Annotated in this window: 22 protein-coding genes; 7 read left to right on the forward strand and 15 right to left on the reverse strand. The window is 40.3% G+C overall.

Annotated features, from left to right (window positions below; all coding sequences use genetic code 11):
- Positions 1-284: 284 nt before the first annotated feature.
- Positions 285-1,151, forward strand: a complete 867-nt coding sequence (gene nadC, locus V7K50_RS01780) for a carboxylating nicotinate-nucleotide diphosphorylase (protein ID WP_334956683.1) — start codon at positions 285-287, stop codon at positions 1,149-1,151.
- Positions 1,152-1,402: 251 nt separating this feature from the next.
- Here the strand turns inward: nadC and V7K50_RS01785 are convergent, their stop codons facing one another.
- The 11 genes from V7K50_RS01785 to V7K50_RS01835 all read right to left on the reverse strand — a co-directional run bounded on the left by V7K50_RS01785 (position 1,403) and on the right by V7K50_RS01835 (position 12,175).
- A complete protein-coding gene (locus V7K50_RS01785) occupies positions 1,403-1,978 on the reverse strand; it encodes a Uma2 family endonuclease (protein ID WP_334956685.1) in 576 nt (191 codons plus the stop codon).
- Between the two features lie 150 nt (positions 1,979-2,128).
- The gene (locus tag V7K50_RS01790) at positions 2,129-2,425 is read right to left on the reverse strand and encodes a type II toxin-antitoxin system RelE/ParE family toxin (protein ID WP_118170840.1); all 297 of its coding nucleotides are present in this window, start codon (positions 2,423-2,425) and stop codon (positions 2,129-2,131) included.
- Positions 2,422-2,646: an addiction module protein gene (locus tag V7K50_RS01795; RefSeq protein ID WP_334956688.1), complete on the reverse strand. Its 225-nt coding sequence runs from the start codon at positions 2,644-2,646 to the stop codon at positions 2,422-2,424. Before V7K50_RS01795 ends, V7K50_RS01790 begins: the two co-directional genes overlap by 4 nt.
- 354 nt (positions 2,647-3,000) lie before the next feature.
- A complete protein-coding gene (locus tag V7K50_RS01800; RefSeq protein ID WP_334956690.1) occupies positions 3,001-4,221 on the reverse strand; it encodes a hypothetical protein in 1,221 nt (406 codons plus the stop codon).
- Positions 4,209-4,637, reverse strand: coding sequence for a hypothetical protein (locus tag V7K50_RS01805; protein WP_334956692.1), 429 nt, complete (start codon positions 4,635-4,637; stop codon positions 4,209-4,211). The genes V7K50_RS01800 and V7K50_RS01805 overlap by 13 nt, the downstream gene beginning before the upstream one ends.
- Positions 4,638-4,956: 319 nt before the next feature.
- Positions 4,957-5,268, reverse strand: coding sequence for a HigA family addiction module antitoxin (locus tag V7K50_RS01810; protein WP_334956694.1), 312 nt, complete (start codon positions 5,266-5,268; stop codon positions 4,957-4,959).
- A gap of 79 nt (positions 5,269-5,347) precedes the next feature.
- A complete protein-coding gene (locus V7K50_RS01815; RefSeq protein WP_334956696.1) occupies positions 5,348-5,626 on the reverse strand; it encodes a type II toxin-antitoxin system RelE/ParE family toxin in 279 nt (92 codons plus the stop codon).
- 63 nt (positions 5,627-5,689) lie between these two features.
- A complete protein-coding gene (locus tag V7K50_RS01820; RefSeq protein ID WP_334956698.1) occupies positions 5,690-9,676 on the reverse strand; it encodes a magnesium chelatase subunit H in 3,987 nt (1,328 codons plus the stop codon).
- 380 nt (positions 9,677-10,056) lie between these two features.
- Complete coding sequence (locus V7K50_RS01825; RefSeq protein ID WP_334956700.1) at positions 10,057-10,179, reverse strand: hypothetical protein; 123 nt, start codon at positions 10,177-10,179, stop codon at positions 10,057-10,059.
- Between the two features lie 455 nt (positions 10,180-10,634).
- On the reverse strand, positions 10,635-11,237 hold the full coding sequence (locus V7K50_RS01830) for a hypothetical protein (RefSeq protein WP_334956702.1): 603 nt from the start codon (positions 11,235-11,237) through the stop codon (positions 10,635-10,637).
- Positions 11,238-11,380: 143 nt separating this feature from the next.
- On the reverse strand, positions 11,381-12,175 hold the full coding sequence (locus V7K50_RS01835; protein ID WP_334956704.1) for an Rpn family recombination-promoting nuclease/putative transposase: 795 nt from the start codon (positions 12,173-12,175) through the stop codon (positions 11,381-11,383).
- A gap of 200 nt (positions 12,176-12,375) precedes the next feature.
- Between V7K50_RS01835 and V7K50_RS01840 the strand changes: the two genes are divergently transcribed.
- Entirely contained in the window at positions 12,376-13,656 is a 1,281-nt protein-coding gene (locus tag V7K50_RS01840) for a lipid-A-disaccharide synthase (RefSeq protein ID WP_334956706.1), read from the forward strand.
- Between the two features lie 51 nt (positions 13,657-13,707).
- On the opposite strand, the gene V7K50_RS01845 is transcribed toward V7K50_RS01840, so the two are convergent.
- Positions 13,708-14,094, reverse strand: coding sequence for a hypothetical protein (locus tag V7K50_RS01845; protein WP_334956708.1), 387 nt, complete (start codon positions 14,092-14,094; stop codon positions 13,708-13,710).
- A gap of 187 nt (positions 14,095-14,281) precedes the next feature.
- Here V7K50_RS01845 and V7K50_RS01850 point away from each other — a divergent pair, with 187 nt between their 5' ends.
- A complete protein-coding gene (locus tag V7K50_RS01850; protein ID WP_334956710.1) occupies positions 14,282-14,905 on the forward strand; it encodes an acyltransferase in 624 nt (207 codons plus the stop codon).
- On the opposite strand, the gene V7K50_RS01855 is transcribed toward V7K50_RS01850, so the two are convergent.
- Positions 14,877-15,089 carry a hypothetical protein gene (locus tag V7K50_RS01855; protein ID WP_334956712.1) on the reverse strand — a complete coding sequence of 71 codons (213 nt, stop codon included), beginning with the start codon at positions 15,087-15,089 and terminating at the stop codon, positions 14,877-14,879. The two genes, V7K50_RS01850 and V7K50_RS01855, sit on opposite strands and share 29 nt — an antisense overlap.
- A gap of 429 nt (positions 15,090-15,518) precedes the next feature.
- Here V7K50_RS01855 and V7K50_RS01860 point away from each other — a divergent pair, with 429 nt between their 5' ends.
- From V7K50_RS01860 to V7K50_RS01875, 4 genes are all read left to right on the forward strand, one after another.
- Positions 15,519-16,811: an ATP-binding protein gene (locus V7K50_RS01860; protein ID WP_334956714.1), complete on the forward strand. Its 1,293-nt coding sequence runs from the start codon at positions 15,519-15,521 to the stop codon at positions 16,809-16,811.
- The gene (locus tag V7K50_RS01865) at positions 16,801-18,585 is read left to right on the forward strand and encodes a tetratricopeptide repeat protein (protein WP_334956716.1); all 1,785 of its coding nucleotides are present in this window, start codon (positions 16,801-16,803) and stop codon (positions 18,583-18,585) included. The genes V7K50_RS01860 and V7K50_RS01865 overlap by 11 nt, the downstream gene beginning before the upstream one ends.
- Before the next feature lie 209 nt (positions 18,586-18,794).
- Positions 18,795-19,235, forward strand: coding sequence for a type II toxin-antitoxin system RelE/ParE family toxin (locus tag V7K50_RS01870; RefSeq protein ID WP_334956718.1), 441 nt, complete (start codon positions 18,795-18,797; stop codon positions 19,233-19,235).
- Positions 19,174-19,512, forward strand: coding sequence for a helix-turn-helix domain-containing protein (locus V7K50_RS01875; protein ID WP_334956720.1), 339 nt, complete (start codon positions 19,174-19,176; stop codon positions 19,510-19,512). Before V7K50_RS01870 ends, V7K50_RS01875 begins: the two co-directional genes overlap by 62 nt.
- Positions 19,513-19,685: 173 nt before the next feature.
- On the opposite strand, the gene V7K50_RS01880 is transcribed toward V7K50_RS01875, so the two are convergent.
- A complete protein-coding gene (locus tag V7K50_RS01880) occupies positions 19,686-20,765 on the reverse strand; it encodes a PstS family phosphate ABC transporter substrate-binding protein (protein ID WP_334956722.1) in 1,080 nt (359 codons plus the stop codon).
- 323 nt (positions 20,766-21,088) lie between these two features.
- Positions 21,089-22,342, reverse strand: coding sequence for a serine/threonine-protein kinase (locus V7K50_RS01885; protein WP_334956724.1), 1,254 nt, complete (start codon positions 22,340-22,342; stop codon positions 21,089-21,091).
- Positions 22,343-22,457: the final 115 nt, after the last annotated feature.

The raw sequence follows: 22,457 nt of genomic DNA on the forward strand, positions 1-22,457 counted from the left end.
CTCTTTTTTAACTTCAGCTTAGTTATCTTTATTTGCTTGACGCAATCCACTTGCTGTATAATCGCTTTCAAACTATAATATTTTCAAGGTTCGGTATCCCTTTCGGCGTCGCTTTCGTTCGCTTCGCTTCAGGCACTTATTCAATATAGCGAACACATCTCTTTGTGTCAACTACTTTTTCCAAAATAATTTTGGGATTGTTTCTTCGTCACTATCAAAGCCTTAGATAGTAAGGGTTTTAGGCTATAGTATTGCTGGATGTCACTAAGGAAGCAATTAAAGTTGTGAGGAATTCTGCTGTTTTGCCGCCCTGGTTGGTTTTAGATCCACTGTTGCGTGGCTGGTTGATGGAGGATATTGGCAGGGGCGATCGCACTACAAATACTCTACTAGTAGAAGATGTGACGCTAGGCTCTGCGAAATGGATCGCTAAGGCTTCTGGGATTATTGCTGTCTTACCTGTTGCTGCTAGGGTGTTTCAGATTTTGAATGAGAAAGTCAGCTTTGTGGCGGTGGCGGCTGAAGGTGCATGGTGTGAGCCGGGACAGGTGGTAGCTGAAATTCATGGTTCGCTGGATGCACTGCTGATGGGGGAACGAGTCGCGCTCAACTTGGCCATGCGGTTGAGTGGAATTGCGACGCTGACTAATATATATATAGAGAAAATTGCTGATTTACCTGCTCAGTTGGTGGATACGCGTAAAACTACACCAGGGCTGAGACTGTTGGAAAAGTACGCGACTGCTTTGGGTGGGGCGATTAATCACCGTATGGGGTTGGATGATGCGGTGATGATTAAGGATAATCACATTGCGGCGGCTGGGGGAATTGGAGAAGCTGTTACCCGTATTCGTTCTCAAATTCCTTATCCCTTGACTATAGAGGTAGAGACGGAAAGTTTAAAGCAGGTGAAAGAAGCTTTGCAACACAAGGCTGACATTATTATGTTGGACAATATGCCTTTGGATATGATGCGTCAGGCGGTACAGTTGATTCGCCAGCAGGATAGCAGGGTGAAAATTGAAGCTTCGGGGAATGTGACTTTGGAAACGATTCGCGCTGTGGCGGAAACGGGTGTTGACTATATTTCGAGCAGTGCGCCGATTACTCAGTCGAAGTGGTTGGATTTGAGTATGAGGATTGCACTTTAGGAATGAGGATTAAATAAGATCCATAATTATTTGGAGCTGCGGAACGGCTGTATAATTTCATTGCGGCAAATAATCATCAAATTGAACGCTGTAATTGAGGATTCAACCATCTCAAAACTTCATAACAAGCCTATGTGCGATCGCCTTGCAGAAAATCTCAAAAACAAAGCGATCGCTGTTGTGCAAGAGTGAGCGATCGCCTTTCAGAAAAACTCAAAAATAAAGCGATCGCACTTTGTATTTTAATCAATTCACCATATATCTTTAAGATTAAGCACAAATTGCGATAGCACATCTTCTCCTGATAAACTAGCAGGAGATTGCAGCACTTCAACATCTCTACCGGAGCGATAAATTTCTACTTGCCGAGTTTCTAAATCAATTAACCAACCTAATCTAGCACCGTTCTTTCGGTACTCTTGCATTTTATTTTGTAGCCTTCTTAAACAATCAGTATCAGAACGCAATTCCACTACAAAATCAGGACATACAGGCGGAAATTTCTCTTTTTGCTCCTGTGTGAGACAATCCCATCTGTCACGTCTTAACCAAGATGCGCCAGGCGATCGCACTGCCCCATTTGGTAAAATAAATCCAACCGAAGAACCAAAAGCTATACCTACTGACTCATCACGATTCCACACTCCAAGTTGAGCAGTTAAATTAGCATTGGGATTGCTGGTTAAACCTCCAACTAAAGGCATTAGTAGCAATGTGCCATCAGCATTACGCTCAAATCTGATTAATTCATTTATCTGACATAACTGGAAGAATTGCTCATCTGTTATTTGAAGAACAGGAGCAAAGTTGATAGTTAACGCATCCATAGAAAAATTTCAACTTGAATATTCCCATAAAATTTAATATAGAAGCGATCGCTGATTGTATGATGGCATTGTAGGCGATCACCTTACAGAAAACCTCAAAAACAAAGCGTAGACTCGTAGCGGCTTTCGTCTGTCCACTAAATTGCACTGTTAGGTTCGCATCTGCCAAGATTTTGGATCTCTGCGACCATGAAAAATTGCTGTGACAATTACTCGACTCGAAACAATTCGATAGTACACAGCATAGGGAAATCGTCTTACTATTGCTCGTCTAACATCACGGTAGGTAACTGCATAGGATTCTGGCATCTGGCAAATTAGATTCACCGTCTCGTCTACACAGTCTAAAAACTCATCACCCAGACCGGGTTTTTGACTCTCGTACCAACTGTACGCCTCATTGAGTTCTTCTCGAACCTCTGGGCGAAACACCAGGACATAATTCATTGTTGCCCCTTAATTGATGCTTTGATTTCCTCCCAAGTCAGCACATTGTCTGGATTTGAATCGTAATCAGTTATTCGACGATCAAGCTCTTGCTTTTGTGTATCGGTTAAATCAGGGTAAACTTGCTCTGCTGCGATGGTATCCCAAATTGCCTGTACAAGACGGATTCTATCTTCAACACTGAGAGTTGCAATTTCGTTCAAAGTAGCTGTGATATCCATGGTATTAACTTGGAGTGAGGAAGAAACTGGTATACCTTAAATATAGCGGACAAGATTTTGTCCATCAAATTGAACGCTCCATCTGATTTGATACCTGATGGTGCGATCGCCTTGCAGAAAACCTCAAAAACAAAGTGATCACTGTTGTGGAAGAGTGAACGCGATCGCCTTACAGAAAACCTCAAAAACAAAGCAATCGCCTGTTGTCCAAAAATGAGCGATCGCTTTGCAGAAAACCTCAAAAAGAAGGCGATCGCCTCTTAGACTTCCAAAATTGCGCCTCCCTGCATTTACAACGAGATTTTGCATATATCCACCTTTTTAAATAAGTAAATATTTATATAATTGTTATATTTATCTATTATTCTTATTAGTTCTTTTCTCTTTATACTGAATACCCATAACTTTGTCTTCTTGCTTAATGAAATAATCATGATTAAAAGAGTAAATTTCCAATCTATCTTCATAGATAACGTGAAGATGATTTTCATATCTAATTGAACGAGGGTAAACTCTCCAACGAACTACAGGCTCATAAAAATTTATAATTTTTTTATCGCTACATAAAACAGTTAATGACTCATCATATTCTACAATCACGCCAAAATAAGCAGTACCAGCACTAATTACTTTACCTGGAATTGAATCATTTGAAAAAGGTTCCAATAATGAAAAAGCACCTTTATTATCATTAGAGACTTTTGACTGGGTGTAGTGAACAACATCAATACGATTAGAATTAGCCATATAGATTTTCTCTTGGCAACCCCAGCTAAAACCTGATTTTTTAAATACTTCTGTATCAGGAATGATTCTTTTAAAATCCCTATTTCTGCTTTCGATATTAATGTTTTTATTTTTATTCCAGCCAAAAGCTGCAAGAAAGCCTGAGGAAGCATAAGAGGAAATATATAAGCTTGCAAAAGCCCAATTTACTAACGAAGAATGCCTATCGCTAATTCTGTAAACTTTGTTATCAACTTCTTCAAGACCAAGTGATTCAATTCCATAGCTATAGTTATTAAGATGTAGTTCAAAAGCACCTTCATCTCCTGCTGCCATACCTATGGTATTTTTTGATGCGCTAATTGATAAAAGCGGACAATCCCACAGCTTTTGATAACGTGTACTAACACCATATTTTGTGTGCTGACGGTGAATTGCACTAGCAATTAAGCCCGAATCGGTAATCACAAACAAGGTGTTATTATAAATTTCTGTATCAGTAGGTAAATCATTAGCAATATTATCCTGTCTGGAATATTCAAATTTTCTTAGTTTTTTATTTGAGATTAACAAATTTTTAGCTGATAACTTTTGAATTTTCTTTAAAAATAGATTTTTAATTTCTGGATCATTTAATATCGGCTGGTTATTTAGTTTATATAAATAATCACCTTCTATAAAAGCACTTTTTACAAGAAAATTATCTATTTGATCCTTAAAAATTGAACTGATGATGTCATCCCAACGATACACACCTACAGAACCATCCATGTACCACAAATAAAGCCGATTTCTATATATTTGACAATCCCAAAAGTCACCTTCAATTATGAGCTTTAAAGGTTGCATTGTTTACCACTCCGTATTTTTGTGATATGATGCTTGGCAATTATTCCGTCGTTTCTCCAAATTTGCAAAATTTTTGTAGAAGGTCTATCTTGTTGATTATTCTGGTAATCAGCAGGATGACCATGCCACTCTTTAGTTTGACTATCATCTCTAAATTTGGCTATTTTTAAAGCTTCTTGTAGTGGCGATAAACCAATTTGTTCTAATTTACCTATTTGATTCTGCTTAATTCCCCAACCTGTTTTTTCCTCCAACCAACCTTTTGAAAGAGCTAATTGAAAACAAGTAATTTCTTCATCTTGTGTAATAGTCCATATAGATTTGTTAGGATTTCCACTTCTTCTATGAGAAGGGTTGATTTTATAGGATATTTCCTTATTATCTGTTTTCAAAGAAGCATTACCATTAAAAGTCATTGAGAATTACACTCTATTAATTAAATGGTATGCGTAAAATTACTAGATAATTGCTTTTAATAACGTATAATTTATTATAAATTAACAAAAACACAGCAACCTAATGCTCTGTCATAAATAGGAAAATAAATGACTATCCTGGGTTGTACAGTTATATTGTGTTTTATTTAGATACACCATCAATGAATCTCTTTTTTCCTTTGTGCCTACCCTGCGTGAACGCCTAACGGCGAATGTGTGAGATTTAAAAATTCGGTTCATTTACCTGAAAATTGCTGTAAATTTCAATTATTCAAAAAATAATTCTTCATAATTTCTTCTAAACCAATGTCATAACTTGCTCATATTCTTCTTTATGGCTTTGCAAAGCATCCCAAAGATCAACTTTTTGCTGAAGATTAAGCCAAAGTCTTGGGCCATTTCCTAAAGCTTTACCAAGACGTATTGCTATATCTACTGTAATTGACCTTTGACCATTAATAATTTCTTCAATTGTTTGATTAGATACTCCTAAAATTTCTGCAAAATTTGCGGTATTAATATCTAAATCATCTAAAATATCTGCAATTACTTCACCAGGATGTATTGGTCTTACTAATCTAGTATCAGTAATATCTTGCCAATTATCCATAATTAATACTTCTTACTTAATAATTTGGTCAACCTTATTTAGCATTGTCTAGCCAATTAAGATCATATTAACACAGGACTTAATGATAATCTTCCAGATTAACATCATAAGCATCGCCATCTTCAAATTTAAAAGTTATACGCCAGTTTGCTGATACCTTAATTGACCAAGTTCCTTTCCTGTCTCCTTTTAATTCATGCAAATCATAACCCGGTAATTTAATATCTTCTACAATTAAGGCTGAGTCTATAACTTCAAGTCTGATTCTAATTTTCTTTTCTAAGTTTGCAGGAACTCCTTGATTAAAATTTTCTCTAAACAAATTTTCTAATGCTTTTTTTTGAAATGTTTGAATCATTTATATTTCATTTTTTAACCTTATCTCATTGCTAAGGCAGGCATAAAGCCTGCCCATGTAATCCTAGTCTATCCCTTCAATCCGGTCTTCAACTTCTTGGTACAACTCGCGCAGACGATCTAAATTATCTTCGCTAGTCTCCCAATAACCGCGTCCATTCACTTCCAACAAAGTTGATACAATCTTGCGGAAAGAATGGGGATTAAGGTTCAACAACCGTTTCTGCATTTCTTCATCTTTGATGAAGGTTTCGTTAGTATCCTCGTAAATCCAGTTATCCACAGCGCCAGCAGTCGCACTCCAACCTGTTGTATTCACCAACCGCTTGGAGAGTTCGCGCACACCTTCGTAACCGTGAGACAGCATCCCCTCGTACCATTTGGGATTTAACAATTTGGTACGCGCATCTAAACGCACGGTTTCTGATAATGTCCGCACTTGGGCGTTAGCTGTGGTTGTATCTGCAATATAAGATGCTGGTTTTTTACCATCACCCCGCAGACTTGCAACTAACTTAGTAGGATCTGAATCAAAGTAATGGGAAACGTCCGTTAAGCTAATCTCGGAAGAATCCAAATTTTGGAAAGTTGCATCAGCAGTTTTCAATGTACTTTCAAAAATCTGCCGGGATTCGTCCATAATTCCGGGGTTATCGGAATTGAAAGAGAAGGATTTCCGGTTGAGATACATTTCCTGCAACTCGGCTTCGCTATCCCAAGTGCTGTTTTCTACCGCCAAGTTGATATTTGACGAGTAGGAACCAGAAGCGTTGGAGAAAACGCGCGTCGCTGCTTGACGCAGATTAATCCCCATTTCTTCAGCTTGTTGCAAAGCGTGTTTCCGAACAAAGTTCATTTCTAAGGGTTCATCTGCCTCCGCCGCCATTTTCACCCCTTGGTCTAGCAGGTTCATTTGGTTGATGAACAAGTCGCGGAATACACCAGAACAGTTGATTACTACATCTATTCTGGGGCGTCCCAACTCTTCTAAAGATATCAATTCCAACTTGTTCACCCGTCCCAAGGCATCGGGAACTGGACGCACACCCACCATCCACATAATTTGTGCTAGTGATTCACCGTAAGTTTTGATGTTATCGGTTCCCCAGAGGACGCAAGCGATGGTTTCTGGCCATTTTCCATCATTTTCAGACTTGTTACGGATCAAAAGCCTGTCTACGACAATTTTGGCTGATTGGACTGCTGCTGTTGTGGGGATGGATTGCGGATCTAAAGCATGGATATTCTTACCCGTGGGCAATACATCCGGGTTGCGGATGGGATCGCCACCAGGGCCGGGTAGGATGTATTCACCTTCCAAGCCTCTGAGTAATGCTCCTAGTTCGTTGTCGGCACAAACTTGTTGCAGGCAGAATTCCAAATACTCAAGTAGGGGTTTTAAGGCTGCGGTGTCAACTTTGGGATAACCTGCTTTATGCAATGCTTCTACCCAAGGTTCCTTTTTACCCATGTTGAAGAAATTCAACCGGGAAACTAGAGAAACTCGTCCTTCAGCGTCGATTTGCTCTTGGACAAGGGCGGTAACTGCTGCACGGGTTGCCAAGGTGATATCTTGCAATAACTGGACATCTTCTAAAATGCCTCTGTCATTACTTTGGTAAATATCATCAATGCTACGCCCAATGCTATTAGCGATAATTCCCGGTAAGCCTTGAAGTCCTTCTTCCTGACGATCTAGACTAGCAATATTAACGAGAGTTGCGATCGCTTCTTCTGCACTTGGCGGTTTACCAATGACGTGCAACCCACAAGGCAACAACCGAGACTCGATTTCCATCAACTTGCGGTAAACGTTGCCAACAATATTATCCCGCTCTTCGGCACTCATGTCTCTGGCATCGGTTTCTGGCAGGTTAATATCCTTATCCAGATTCACGATTCGGCATTTATCCATGATGCTGTTGACAATGGAAACGCCGCGTCCACTATCTTTTAAGGTTTGGTAGGAAGCAATTAACTCGCTGAGTTCCTTCAAACCTTTATACAAACCAGCATTTTCTGCCGGCGGTGTCAAGTAAGAAATTGTTTCGGCATAACTCCGGCGTTTGGCTATTGTCGCTTCACTCGGATTATTAGCTGCGTAGTAATACAGGTTGGGAATTGAGCCAATTAAGTTATCTGGGTAACAATCACCAGACATCCCCATCTGTTTACCTGGCATGAATTCCAAGGAACCATGTGTACCAAAGTGCAGTACAGCATCAGCTTTCCAAACTTGCTCTAGGTAAGTGTAGTAAGCTGCAAAACCGTGGTGAGGACTAGCTGAACGGGAGAACAACAGCCGCATCGGGTCGCCTTCATAACCAAATGTGGGTTGTACGCCGATGAAAACGTTACCGAATTGCTTACCATAAATTAGCAAGTTTTGTCCGTCGCTGTTGAGATGTCCAGGAGGTGGGCCCCAGTTTTCCTCTAGACGGTGAGAGTAGGGGGTCAGCGCCTCATACTCAGGAACGGACATTTTGTAAGCAACGTTCAGTTCTGGGCTGTTGTACTGCGCCTGTGCATCGTGAATGACTTCTTGCAGCAATGCTTCGGCTGATTCTGGTAATTCCGGCAAGTCATAGCCGTTATTTTTGAGGGCTTTCATTACCTCGTAGATTGAGCCGAATACATCTAAGTACGCGGCGGTTCCGACGTTGCCTTTATCTGGTGGGAAGCTGAAAACGGTGATAGCGACTTTTTTATCTAGTTTCGGCTTGCGGCGGAGGTTCGCCCATTTTAAGGCGCGTTCGGCGACAGCTTCCACCCGATCGCGGAGTGCGATCGCTTTCCCTGTAGTCCCATCTCTACCTGATAATATAATCGGCTCAATTGCTCCATCCAATTCAGGAATCGCAATTTGCAAAGCTACTTGAATCGGATGTAACCCTAAATCGCTATCCATCCACTCTTCTGTGGTTTGGAATACCAAGGGTAACGCCACCATGTAAGGACGGTTTAAGCGTTTGAGTGACTCAATTGCTTTGGGATGATCTTGTCTGGCTGGGCCACCCACTAAAGCAAAACCAGTCAGCGATATCACTGCATCTACTAACTGTATCTTGGTAATTGGTTCGTAGAAGTAAGCATCCACAGGTTTGGAGAAATCCAAACCACCAGCAAACACAGGTAATACCCGTGCGCCTAGTGCTTCCAACTCCTGCACCATTGCGACATAATGGGCATCATCCCCTGTAACTAGGTGAGTGCGTTGCAATACTAACCCGACACAAGGAGCTAGGGGATCTTTTAGATCGCTAGAAATATCCTTACGAGCTGTATACCAATTGAGGTATTCTCTGACATCTTCAAACATACTGGGAGCCAAAGGATGCCAAATCCCTAAATCGGGATAAACCACCGGCTGTTCATAAGTAGAAGGTGCAAAATTTTGTTTCTCTAAACCTTTAAATACATATTTATCAGCTAGCATCAGCAAGAAGTTTTCCAGATTTTCTGGAGAACCACCTAGCCAATACTGAAAACTGAGCATGAAATTTCGGGCATCCTGTGCCTTGTCCATCGGTAAGAACTTCAGCACTTGCGGCAGGGTTCGCAAAAGCTTCAGCATTCCATCTTGGAATCCCGCACCGGATTTTTCTTTGCGTTTCCGCATGAATTGCGCGATCGCACTTTTTGACTGACCCAACTGTGCTAGAGAAAAGCTGCCCATTTTATTCAGGCGCATTACCTCTGGCATGGAGGGAAAGACAACGGAAACGTCCAAATGATCGCGGTGTGGTTCTACTGCTGCTACTACTTTCTGTGCTAAGTCTTCGATGAAAATGAGGGAAGCGATGAAGATATTCGCATTCTCAATTTCTCGTTTAAACTCCTCGTAATTTTCGGGGTCGCGGAGTTCCTCAATCAAGTACCCACTGATTTCAATCGCCAAGTTGGGATTGTTCGCGTTAATGGTGCGAACCGCTTGCGACAAAGCACTCTGGTACTGGGACTCAAGCACGACATAGACCACCTTGATTAAACTACGACCGCGTAAGTTATCAGGCGCAATGTGTCTAATGGTGGACTTGACGTGTGTGAACATGCTTCTTCGGCTCCTTTGATGCGTGTTCTCTACTGGAAGTTCCTAGCGGCATCATCAGCCACAGTTAACTTGTGAACTTTAGGCAATATGTGTTTTTTATCAGAAAACGCTTACCCAATGGGCATTTTATCGTCTATCTGACACAAATCGATATAAAAAACGAAATATTTCTTTGTAATTGTTGACTTTATATAAAAGTGTTAGCTCACATAAGTGTAAATATTCCGTAATAAATCTGAATCGTTAAGTAGTTATTTAAAGATATTATCCTATCTAAAAAACAAAACCCGCTTGTGCGGGTTGTAAAATTGGTATTTTATTTGGCGAAATGCTTAGGCGTAGGTGGTCGTAGACATCGCCTAATTTCTATAATTTGTTAACTAAGAATAAAGTTTAGCTTCTAACTGTTTCAAAATCTTCTTCGGATCGTTCTTATCTCCCTTCAGAAATTTCCAAGCAATAAGACCTGCACCAAATGCAACTAGCGCAGATCCTCCAGTCATTAGACCAACACCTCCTCATTTTGTCTATATTATCATTCTGCTCAAATAAGGTATGCAGAGTTATAACACTGTACTTTTGATTGAACACAGTTTTTTGTGAAAACAAATCAGAGATTTTATTCAAAAAGCTAGAAGATGTCTTGTCTAAACGGATTTGACTTCCTTCTGTACAGTTGGCTGGAATATTTACTTCATATATTTTCCTGTTCTAGAAGTAAATTTTTGAGTTCCACCCTGCTTGGCTATTTGATAAGGTACAAAGACATGATAGAGTTAATCTGTTGTAACTTGGGTATTATTTGTCATGATTCAGAATCCCAATTAAAAAGCTTTTTGACAAAATTACTGCTTTCAAAATGCCTTATTTTGAAATATACTGACAACCGCAAAAATACGCACTAATTTTCGTGCGATCGCTTGAGTAATTTTAACTAACTTGAATTCTGCATTGTTCTTCAACCTTCCCGCACCATCCAAACTAACATTCCCAATAGTATTTCCACTGGCGGAACATTATAATCATTCAAATCAATACTCAATGTTTGCCCTTCTAATTTCAAAAATCGCCAAGCGGTACCAGTGCTGACGCTACCATAAATTGTTTTAATCGGTATATTATTGATTTCATTAAACTTTTGCGCGGCAATCATTTCTGCTGTACATTGCCCTAAGCCAGGTTTTAAATCACCTTTTTTCGCTTCAATAATTACGATCGCAGGAGCTTCAATAAATATTTGTTCGGGTGAGCGGCTAATTAAAAAATCACACACTCCACTTAAGCCTAGTTCCGGTGCGACGGTAAAATCTTCACCTGAAAAAAAGCTGACTTTGCGTTCGAGAATTTTCCGAACTTCTACAAGGATTGGACTAATAATTAACTCTGAACGAGCTTTTTCTGAACCAGTTGCTGTTGCTAGTGGTAGTCCTTCGCTTAGTGCTTCTTTGAGGTAAAAACTAGGTTCTATGGACTGCGTTTCGGGTAAAAACCGTCCATTTTCAACCGTAGTTAAGTTAAAGTCGCGTTTGACTTTTGACAGCGAGAAGTCACTATAAGACATTATAAATATGATTAAATATTAATCTCTTAATATTGATCCTATCGAATTTATAGGTGTTTTGTTGATAATGGGATTAACAAGAGCGATCGCCTTGTGCAAGCCCTTGTTGCAGAATATCTTGATAAATCACAGATTCACGCATATCACTCAGTTTGAGTATCTTCTGTGTTAGCCTGTAATTTTTGAACCTGCTCGACAGTTAAACCTGTGACATCAACAATTATTTCCAGATTGATACCTTTATTAATCATTTTGATGGCAATATCTTGAGCTTTTTGTTCAATACCTTGTTCTAATCCTTGTGCAAGCCCTTGTTGCAGAATATCTTGATAAATTACAGATTCGCGCATAATATCACTCCGCAAAATTCTTTTAATCACGTCTTTATTTAATACTAGCCCAGCTAATACTGCTGTTGATGCAGCAACATTACTGCGGATTCGGGTGTCGTTGAGTGCTTCAATAACTTGGGCAACTTCTTCTAAAGTTCGCGTTTGATCGTTGGTTTGACTTAAAGCTGCAAACGGTAGCAAACCCGGAGAATTGAAAAATACTTCGGTTGGCTGTTCCCAAAGTCGAATTACTTCAAATCTATGGAGGCTATTTTCTAGAACAAATTCCGTTTGATAAACTAGCTCAGAATCGGTTGGTTTTAGGTAAATAACTACCTGACGCATTCGCTTATGGGGAAATTTTATATACCCCCGTAAACGATAATCACTCATCCGAAAGGGAATATCGGCTTTAGGTGTCGTTTGGAATTCGAGATGGAGGATAATTTCATCGGACTGCAAGAAAATTAGTGCATCGGCGCGGATGGGTTCAAGAGATAATTCAGATGGACTAAGTTGGGTAAGAGTTATTGGTTCACCGAGTAGCCAAGTTGCAAAGTCGCTAGAAAATGACTCTGCGAGAAACTTGCAGACATTATCAAACATAGATCAGATTATATCAGTTTAATAACAGACCAGAGGCCGATCGCTGTCAAGACAAAACCACTGGAATTAGACTTGGGAGGCACTGCAACGATCGCAATTGCGCCATTATAGGGATCGCCCCACTGAAACCCATAATATGGGAACGAATTAGGTAATATTTGCCTCTTGACTAATAGCCCCTAACTGCTGACCATTAACTAATGACTCAAGTAGATATTCTCATCCTATCAAACGGACCAGGGGAGGTAACAACCTGGGTGCGTCCAGTAGTCAAGGCGTTGCGACAAAAACTAGGGTATGACCTTTCTGTAGTGAGGATTTCTGTAGTATTATCACCTTGCTCAAATGCCAGTGGTAAAGAAGCTGCGATCGCTCTTTCTTACCCAGAAGTAGATAGAGTACAGGGAGCAGAGCATTTTTGGCAATTTTTGCTTTGGGGCAAAACATTTGATAATTGGGACTGGAGAAGTCAAGGTGTAGTTGTCTTCCTCGGTGGCGATCAAATTTTCCCCGTAGTTATAGGCAAAAAGCTGGGATATCGCACAGTAGTTTACGCCGAATGGGAAGCCAGATGGCACAACTGGATTGACCACTTTGGAATCATGAAACCCGAAGTTGCTAAAGCTGTCTCTCAGAAATATGCTCACAAATTCACCGTTGTAGGTGATTTAATGTTAGAAGCAGCAGGTGAGAGCCTAGATTCAAATTCCCTTCTGCCTATAAATCTATCACTCACAACTGAATTGATTGGTTTACTCCCTGGATCAAAAGCAGCAAAATTAGCCCAAGGTGTGCCATTATGTTTAGCTATTGCCGAATACATCCAGGCAAAAAGACCTCAAACCAAGTTTGTCATTCCTGTAGCCCCAACTTTAAATTTACAAACTTTAGCTAGTTTTGCCGATCTTCAAAAGAACCCTATTGCTAAAATCTTTGGCTTTGAGGATGCTTCCTTAATTGTCCCAGAGGACGGTAGAGGCAAGGCATTGCTCAAAACAACAACGGGCTTAACTGTGGAACTGTGGCAAGAAAATCCTGCCTATCACTTATTATCCCAGTGTTGTATCTGTTTGACTACAGTGGGGGCAAACACTGCCGAACTCGGTGCTTTAGGAGTGCCAATGATTGTTTTGCTGCCAACTCAGCAACTTGACGCTATGCGTTCTTGGGATGGTTTACCTGGGTTGTTGGCAAATCTGCCAGGGGTAGGTACGCTATGCGCTAAGGTGATTAATTGGTTATTCCTGAGATTCGTCAGACGCAAAGGTTTATTAGCATGGCCAAATATTTGGGCACAGAAAGAAATAGTGCCAGAACTTATGGGTAAACTTCAACCGCAAGAAGTTGGGGAGATGGTTTTAGACTTTTTGGCGCATCCAGAAAAATTGGCTGATATCCGCACTAAACTGCGTAACATTCGCGGTGAAAGCGGTGCAGCCCAGAAGATAGCACAGATTGTTGGCGAGGAGATTGGGAAGTAAAGGGAGATGAGGCAGCAACATCAACATCATCCCCCTCCCCCTCATCTTCACTTAATCCGAAGATTCTCCATCCCTTCGCCCCAGTTCATAAATTCCGGCACCCATACAGGCAAGTATACCTGTACTAATTCCCCAGCTATCACCTAAACTAATTTCCAGAACCCAGTTAAATAAAGCGCCAACTACCAAAAAAGGCACAATGCTAAACAGTGAGGCGTAGAAAGCATTTTGGGATTCTCTAGCTTTACGAGTCTTTTCAAATTCTGATTGGCTGGTGTAAAGCGATCGCTCTGCAAAGTTAAACCAGCGATTGAGTTGCTCGATTAGCCATTGATTGACTCTGGAAAAACCTAGATATAGCGCCAATGACCACAAACTCGCTCCAGCGATCGCGATCGTGTCTAACTCAAAGTGGAAAGGCAAAATTTCAGTCAGCATTGCTTGGGAGAGTCCTGCAAAGGGTAAACTTTAGCTCTTGGTAGATGCTAAATAAACCTCTTGTACAATTTTAAGCATAAAGGTTAACAAGATTTCAACTACTTGACAATTCTCGCGGACTCGCTAACGCTACGCTATTGTAAGTTACAAGACGAGGAGGAAACGATTTGAGTATTCGTGAGGTTTTATGAAAGAGATCCAAAATAAAATTACGAATAAATTAGAGCGACTATTGCAACAATGGTTAGTACCTCGTCTGGTACGGTGGGGAGAACATCTAGAAACCAAAATCAGGCGATACAAGCATCAAGAATTGAAGAGTCAATTAAAATTTTGTGGCTCTGGTCTAAGATTTAAGGGAGATATTAAAATTGACCATCCCCAAAATGTATCTCTGGGGAATAAAGTATACATTGGACCAGATGTCTTATTAGATGGCCGTGGTGGAATCACAATTGGCGACAATACCACAATTGGATTGAAGGTGGTTATCCTCTCTGCAAACCACGACTATCAAAGTAATGATTTGCCTTATGAACATAATGTCTACATTCATAAACCTGTTGTCATCGGTCGCAATGTTTGGATTGGTGGAAATGTTCTAATTATTCCGGGAGTTTCCATTGGAGATGGTGCGATTGTGGCGGCTGGTACGGTTGTCACTGCCAATGTTGAACCTTTAGCAATTGTTGGGAATCAACCTATGAGAACAATTAAATACCGCGACAAAGAACATTATGAGCAACTCGCTAACAAGCAAGAGATTCAACCTGAAGTATCAACTAATTCTGACACTGAACAGCATAACTGATTACCAAACTTGATATACTTGCCGCTAAAATCTCACCCCCTTTACGTTGAAAAGATTGGGCTGGCTGCTCCCTTTCGACAGCTTCAGCAATCATCTGCCATAACCACTCCGGTTGGGCTTGTTTTGCACATAGGCATCTAAATCTTCTCCAAGCATCCGTCATTGCTGCCCCAGCTACGCCCATCGTAGAAATACCTAGACTAATTAAAACTCTAAAATCTAGCTAATCTCCACATTCCATCCATCGAAAAACCTATCCTCTCAAAGGTAGGAAGAGGATGCAGAAGCAAAGCAGGCTAAAAATTTTATTTTATAAATGAAAATTAAATTTTCTTGATTTGTTAGGTAACTTTCACTATTTCAAATGTATAATCTATTATTTATTTATATTTTCTGAATGTATAATATATCATTCACTCTTATTTATATTCACCTCTATTACTTGTTTTTCGGTTAGGATTGTGCAAAGGAAAGTATCCTCTTTAAAAAGATAAGACAGTATCACCTAGTAGTCATTTATTGACATAGTTAGGAAAATTGTAATTAGCTAAACTTCTACTTAAAAAATCATGAGCCATTATATGGATAGTTAGCACGTTTACGGCACTATCCAATGTCTGAAGACTTATTAAACTCCTTTCAAGAAGCATACAGCAATCTCGAACTATTTCCGTTGATGGAACGGAACGAAATGGAAAGATTTAAAGTCGAATATGGTGATGATTTGATTGCAGACCTGAACCAATTAGTGGAAGATAGTCCTAATGGAGATGGCAAAATTGTCTTTACAGGACATCGGGGATGTGGTAAGTCTACTTTGCTAGCTGAGTTTAGTAGACAAATTCAAGATAAATATTTTGTAGTTCTCTTTTCTATTGCTGACAAAATTGAGATGTCGGCTGTTAATCATATTAATATACTGTTTGCGATCGCAGTTAATTTAATGACAGAGGCAGAAGCACGTAAAGTTGAGATTCCTCAATCTACTAAAGAAGCTCTATATCAGTGGTTTGCTACCCGCACTCGCACTGAAGAATCAAATTTTAAGATAGAAGGTGGAATAGGTTTTGACCTCCTAAAGTTGATTAGTTCTAAATTAAAAGCTGATGCTAGCGTTCGGGACGAAATTAAGCAAGAATTTGAACGCAAATTATCAGATTTAGTTGCCAGAATTAATGAAATTGCTGCTCTAATTCAAGCTGCAACTAAACAAAACGTTTTAGTAATTATTGATGATTTAGATAAACTTGACTTAGGAAGAGTGAACGAAATTTATCGAGATAACATTAAAGCCCTTTGCCAACCTAACTTTCAAATTATCTACACTATCCCCATCGCCGTACTTCGGGAAACATTTATCAGCACAATAATTACCACTGAAACTAACGATCAGGTCGTAGCAATGCCTGTTTTAAAAATTTTTGAGAAAGGTAAAAATCGCTTCCCTAACGCCCAACCTCGCCTGGAAGCAACCAAGATTCTCGGTGAAGTTTTACAAAAGCGGATTCCCAGTGAATTAATCGCGGCAGAAACTGCTGAAAAAATTGTGATTTACAGTGGTGGCGTATTGCGAGAGTTAATTCGGATCTCTAAGGAATGTTGCCGTATTTGTTTGCGGATGATCCGGCGAAATCCCTCAGCCGAAGTGATCATTGATGATAAAATTCTTCTTCAAGCAATCAATAAAATCCGCAATGATTTTTCCATCCGTTTAGGAAAGGTTGATATAGATATTTTGCAGAGTGTTTATGAACAATTTATGCCTAATGACCCCAAACAAGCAGAGTTTTTAGATTTGCTACATGGGTTGTATGTTCTAGAATATCGCACTGATGAAACTTGGTATGATGTTCATCCAATTATTATCGAAAGCTTGAGAAGACAGGGAGCCATTGATGTTAAATGAAGACTTCTTAGATGATGAGGGAGAAAATCGAGATGCCTATGATGATTTAATTGTTTCTATTGAAGCTCAAAAGCGGGGATTAAATTTACTGATTGCGGTTTGCGATGATGCTAGCTTTCGTGATGAGATTATTACCCAATATCAAGCCGAACTCCAACCTAAGTTTCGTCCATATCGAGTAACTTTACCACGTCAGGAACCGAGCCTCAAAGCTGCTCTTAACCAACTGGTACAGCAAGAAGAATATCTCCGTCAGCAGAACCCGGTGGTGATCACTGTGACGGGTGCTGAACAACTTTATTTTCTCAGATTGGGAAATGAGCAATCTGAACAGGAGAAATTCTTTGGTTATTTACAGTGGACAAGGGAAGGATTGCGCGAATTTCCTTTTGCGATCGTGCTTTGGGTAACTAACCAAATTTTAGTCAACCTGATTAAAAAAGCTCCTGATTTTTGGAGTTGGCGCAATGGTGTATTCCGGTTTGAATCTAAAAAGACGAATGCTATTCCTGGTAAAGAACTAGAAAATATCCGCTTTGTTTTTAGAGACACAGAGTTAGCCAGCACAGATACTAATGAAAATAACCCCTTTTTCTTACCCATCCAAGATTTACAAAGGCTAATCGAGAAAGTAGAACAGGAACAGGGTACAAAAGATCCTACCTTAGCTACCTTGTATTCCAGGTTAGGTGATATTTACCGCAGCAGATTAGATCGGGGTGAATCTCAAAATTATCAAGAAGAACAGGAATTAGCAATCAAGTATTGGCGTCAGGCGAGTGAATTACAAAATGAATTAGGTTTGCAGATAGATTTAGCTACTAGCCTCAATAATTTAGCAGGAATATATCGTGCAACAGGAAACTACAGCGAAGCCGAACCTTTATATAAACAAGCTTTAGAATTGAGGAAACGTCTGCTTGGCGAAAATCATCCTTCTTTTGCTACTAGCCTGAATAATTTGGCGGGACTCTACAAATCTACTGGACAATATAGTAAAGCGGAACTCCTGTATCAACAAGCTTTGGAACTGAGGAAACGCCTGTCGGGAGAAAACCATGCCGATATTGCCGTCAGTCTGAACAATTTGGCGCTACTATATGATGAACAAGGACGTTATGACGAAGCAGAACCTCTGTATCTGCAATCATTAGAAATCGAAAAACGTTTGGTTGGCGAAAATCATCTTTCTTTCGCTCTGATACTGAATAATTTAGCGCTACTTTATTATCATCAAGGACGTTTCAGTGAAGCTGAACCATTGTCGCAACAAGCAATAGAATTAGATAAGCGATTTTTGGGAGAGGAGAATCCCGATGTTGCAACAGATTTGCACAATTTAGGTTTAATATACCGCGCTCAAGGACGCTACAGTGAAGCTGAATCTTTGTTTTTGCAATCATTGGAACTCAAGGAGCGTGTATTACAAAAAGCGCATCCGCTTTTAGCTGATACTATCTACGCTCTTGGTTATATGTACAGGGAGCAGGGGCGTTACAATGAAGCGGAATCTTTATGTATAAAAGCTTTGGAACTTGATAAGCATCTATTGGGAGAAAATCATCCCAATGTTGCCGAAAGTCTCAACAACTTGGCAGAAATTTATCGTGAAACTGGACGTTACGGCGAAGCAAAACCTCTTTATGTCCAAGCTTTAGACATTTATGAACGAGTTTGGGGGGTAAATCATCTCCGTAGTATCACTGTTCGTCATAATCTAGAAAAACTTGCCGCAGCAATGGAGAATAATGGAGAGTGCGATCGCTTCCCCTAGATCCCCGACTTTTCAGAGAAGTTGGGGATTTCAATGATATGTGGTGAAAAACGCGTAGTTTACCGCCGTAAGCATCGCACTTTGTACCCTAATCCTTGTGGATTGACTTTTCAGTATACTTAAATAAAATATACACAAATTCCCTAATCAGTAAACCAACATCATTTGTAATATACTCTGGAAAATATATGTATTTGAGTGCATAATTAATGAGTTGGGTTGTTGAATTTCATCAGGATTTTGAGCCAGAAGTTGATGCTCTACCAGAAGAAGTGCAAAACAAGTTACTTGCCTATACAAAGGTTTTGGAAGCTTTTGGTTTTGAACTAGGACGACCTCATGTTGATACGCTTAAAGGTTCTCGCCATAGCAACATGAAGGAATTAAGGTTTAAAGCAGCAGATGGTGTTTGGCGGGTCGCGTTTGCATTCGACCCAAAACGAAATGCAATATTGCTAGTTGCAGGTGACAAATCAGGTAGTAGTGAAAGTCGTTTTTATAAGCAACTGATCAAAACAGCTGATGATAGATTTGACGCACACTTAGCTCAACTCAATACTCAGCAAGAGGTAAAAGTGAGGATAACCGATGGGGAAAACTTTAAAGGAAAAACTAGAACAGTTATCACCAGAACGACGCAAAAAGATTGAAGAAGAATCTAACTTGCTCATCGCCGAAGAAATGACCCGACAGCAATTAAGACTCGCACTCAAACTCACTCAAGAACAGATGGCGCAACTTCTGCAAATTGACCAAGGGAATATTTCTCGTCTGGAACAGCGTACTGATTTGATGCTCTCAACTTTACGGAAGTACATTGCTGCGATGGGAGGTGAGTTACGGCTTGTTGTTGAATTTCCTAACCGTCCACCTGTAACCCTAGTAGGTATTTCCGAAATCGAAGAATCAGAGGAAGTCGCGATTTGAATGATCTGTGATGTAGAGTGCGGGTTCTCCTTGATCCCCTGGTTGTTACTCTAAAATTACTGTGAATTGCCAAGTTATTGGTTATCTTTGCGATCGCTCTAGCTCTACTACGAACTTGCTTACCCATGAATATGCATGGCGCGATCGCACTCAACAATAACTAACAACTTGAGCTACTGGCGAACCCCAACAAAACCAGCTTGCTCAATTGCCTTTTGCCCTTGATCCGTTAATAAAAGTTTGGCATAAGCATCCCCAATCTGCTGTTCTGGACCTTTATTCTGCTTAATAATCACAAACAAATTAGCGATCATGGGATAGCTGCCATTTTTGATCGCCTGAGTATTTAGCTGGTTGCGCTGACGTGGACACTGCTCAGGTGATACCATTGGTTCGCGGTAGGGGGCAATTAGTTGACCAGAAGTGCTACCCAATAGCAAAGCCTTCACACTACATTGAAAGACTACTGAACGGGCAGAAGCATAATACACACCACCAGGGGTTTTACTGAGTTGGCGCACTGCGTCTGTAGTAGAGTAGACATACTGCACATTAGAGCCAAGTGCTTGCCCCTTTAAGTTGCTGTTACTAGGGAATATTACGGTATCTGCATCCTCTGGTCGTTGAGAAAAAGCTGTGATGGGTAGGTTTGGACCACCAACTTGATTCCAGTTAGTAATTTGTCCCAAATAAATTTGCTGCAATTGTTCAACACTTAAACCCGACACCTTGAGTGATGGATTGACTACCACTGCTACCCCATCCATACCTATCTGACGTTGCTCAAGGGTGAAGCCTCGCTCTTTTGCCATAGCTTGTTCTTCATCTGTGAGAGGGCGGGAGGACTGAGCAAAGTCTAGTTTCCCATCAAGCAACATCCGAATACCTGAGCTAGAACCAGGGCTACCAGTAATCGGGTCTAGGTAACGCAATTGTAGTTCCGGGCGAGCGCTCTGGATCTGAGAATCTACTAATTGTCGGATAGATGCCCAAGCTGTACTGCCTCCGTAGTTAAATGAGGCAGGGGGGACATCAGCAACGGTTTGAAAACTGGATGCATTAGTAGAGACGGTGTTTAAACTTTGATTAGAGGAAGAGTCAACGCTGTTGCGGGACAATAAATTTGGCTTCAGTAACCACCAAAGCAACCCGCCAATAACCATAAGTGTCAGCACTTTACCAATAATCAAACCTCTGAGAAAGAGGGCGATTTCGCTGTTAATTAAAGCTTTTCTTTGATTTGTATTGTCCATATCTTTAAATATTGTTTATTGTATTTATCTTACAGGAATACCTAAGTATTTATCCGACAGTAATCTTTAAATATTTAGATTCAAAGTAAATCTGTCATAGCTAGTTAATAGCCAGTTTTAAAAGTGCTTGCCTGTAATTTTAGACACTTGTTGATCCCCCCTTACCCCTCTTCAAAACTGGGAAGAATCAAAGTCCTCCTTTTGAAGGGTATTTAGCGGGGAGCTAAAACCTTTTGCTAACGAGCAGAGGACTTTTAAAACATCCTCTAATAGCTAGTTTTATGATTGATATTAGATGATTAACTTTTTCTAATGTACTGAAATCAAATCTGCTCTTTGGTAGTCTTTGTAATGGTGCAATTGCTTTGACAGACTCCCCTGTGAGCTGCTGATTTGGCTACTACGCTATTGGTATTAGTTAACCGTGATTCAACAAACTTCTCTAGAAACCTCTTTAGTTGAGTAGGTTGGTTGGGAAGCAATGTTCCCGTATTAATAAATGTATATATTAAAATTATTACTATCAAACTAGTGGTGGCACCAAGACCTATGCCCAGCAGCAAAATAAAGTTTCTATAAGTTAGCAAATAAGTATCATCAGCGTTTTGATTGATATCAGCAGATTGTGAGGACTGTGACAACGCCAGATCGGAATTAAGGGCTTGCAAAGCTTCTGTGGCAGAATAATAACGCTGGTTGTAGCGATCGCTAACCATTGTATCTAAAATATTTGCCAGAGCGTCACTTACTTCTACCCGATCGCGCCAGATGACTTCTCCAGTATTGGGATCTTCTGGTAGTTGCTCAGGTATTAAACCTGTCAAAGCTTGAATACCAATCATCCCTAGTGCATAGATATCGCTGCAAAGTTTTGGCTTTCCCTTAGCCTGTTCGCTTGGCATATAGCCAGGAGTGCCAACAGTAATTGTTAACCCTGCACCCAAAGCACCAATTCTCTTAATACTCCCAAAGTCAATTAGCACAATCTTCTGATCGGAGTACCGCCGCATTAAATTTTGAGGCTTAATATCTCGGTGAATAATTTTGTTTTGGTGGACGAAGGCCAGTACTTCGAGGATCTCTTTTAATAAATTTAAGACTGCATTCTCGCTTAGACGCTGACCTGGTATAATTTCTTGATTTAAGGAATGACCGTCAATAAATTCCTGGACTAAATAAAAATCTCCATCTTCATCAAAATGGGCAAACAGTCTCGGAATTTGATCGTGGTCGTTGCCTAGCTGGTATAAAACTTCCGCTTCTCGGCCAAATAGGTTTTTAGCGATCGCTACAACTGCCGGATTTGAATCTTTTGGGTGGAAATGTTTGACCACACAATGAGGATGTCCTGGTAAATCCAAGTCTCTGGCTAAGTAGGTATCACCAGATCCTCCACTTCCTAAGTGTTTGACAATCTCAAAGCGATTGCGAAGGGTTTTTCCGGGGATAGAGGATTGATGGTTGTTATCTATAGCACCTTTTAACAAGTAAGTATTATCAGTTCCCTCGCTTTTTGGCAGTTTGACAGTCTCAAAGCGACTTCGGAGTGTTTTTCGCACTAGAGGGTTCTGGCTCATCCGGCGTCTACTACTTCTTAATTTACTGACCATTCCGAGCTTAGGTGAGGTTATGAATCCCTGCCGCTAGATTTAGTTGGTATTTGAGCTAGTCAGCTTCTCAGGCTTCATGGGC

The organism is Nostoc sp. (assembly GCF_036917135.1).
Classification (GTDB): domain Bacteria; phylum Cyanobacteriota; class Cyanobacteriia; order Cyanobacteriales; family Nostocaceae; genus Nostoc.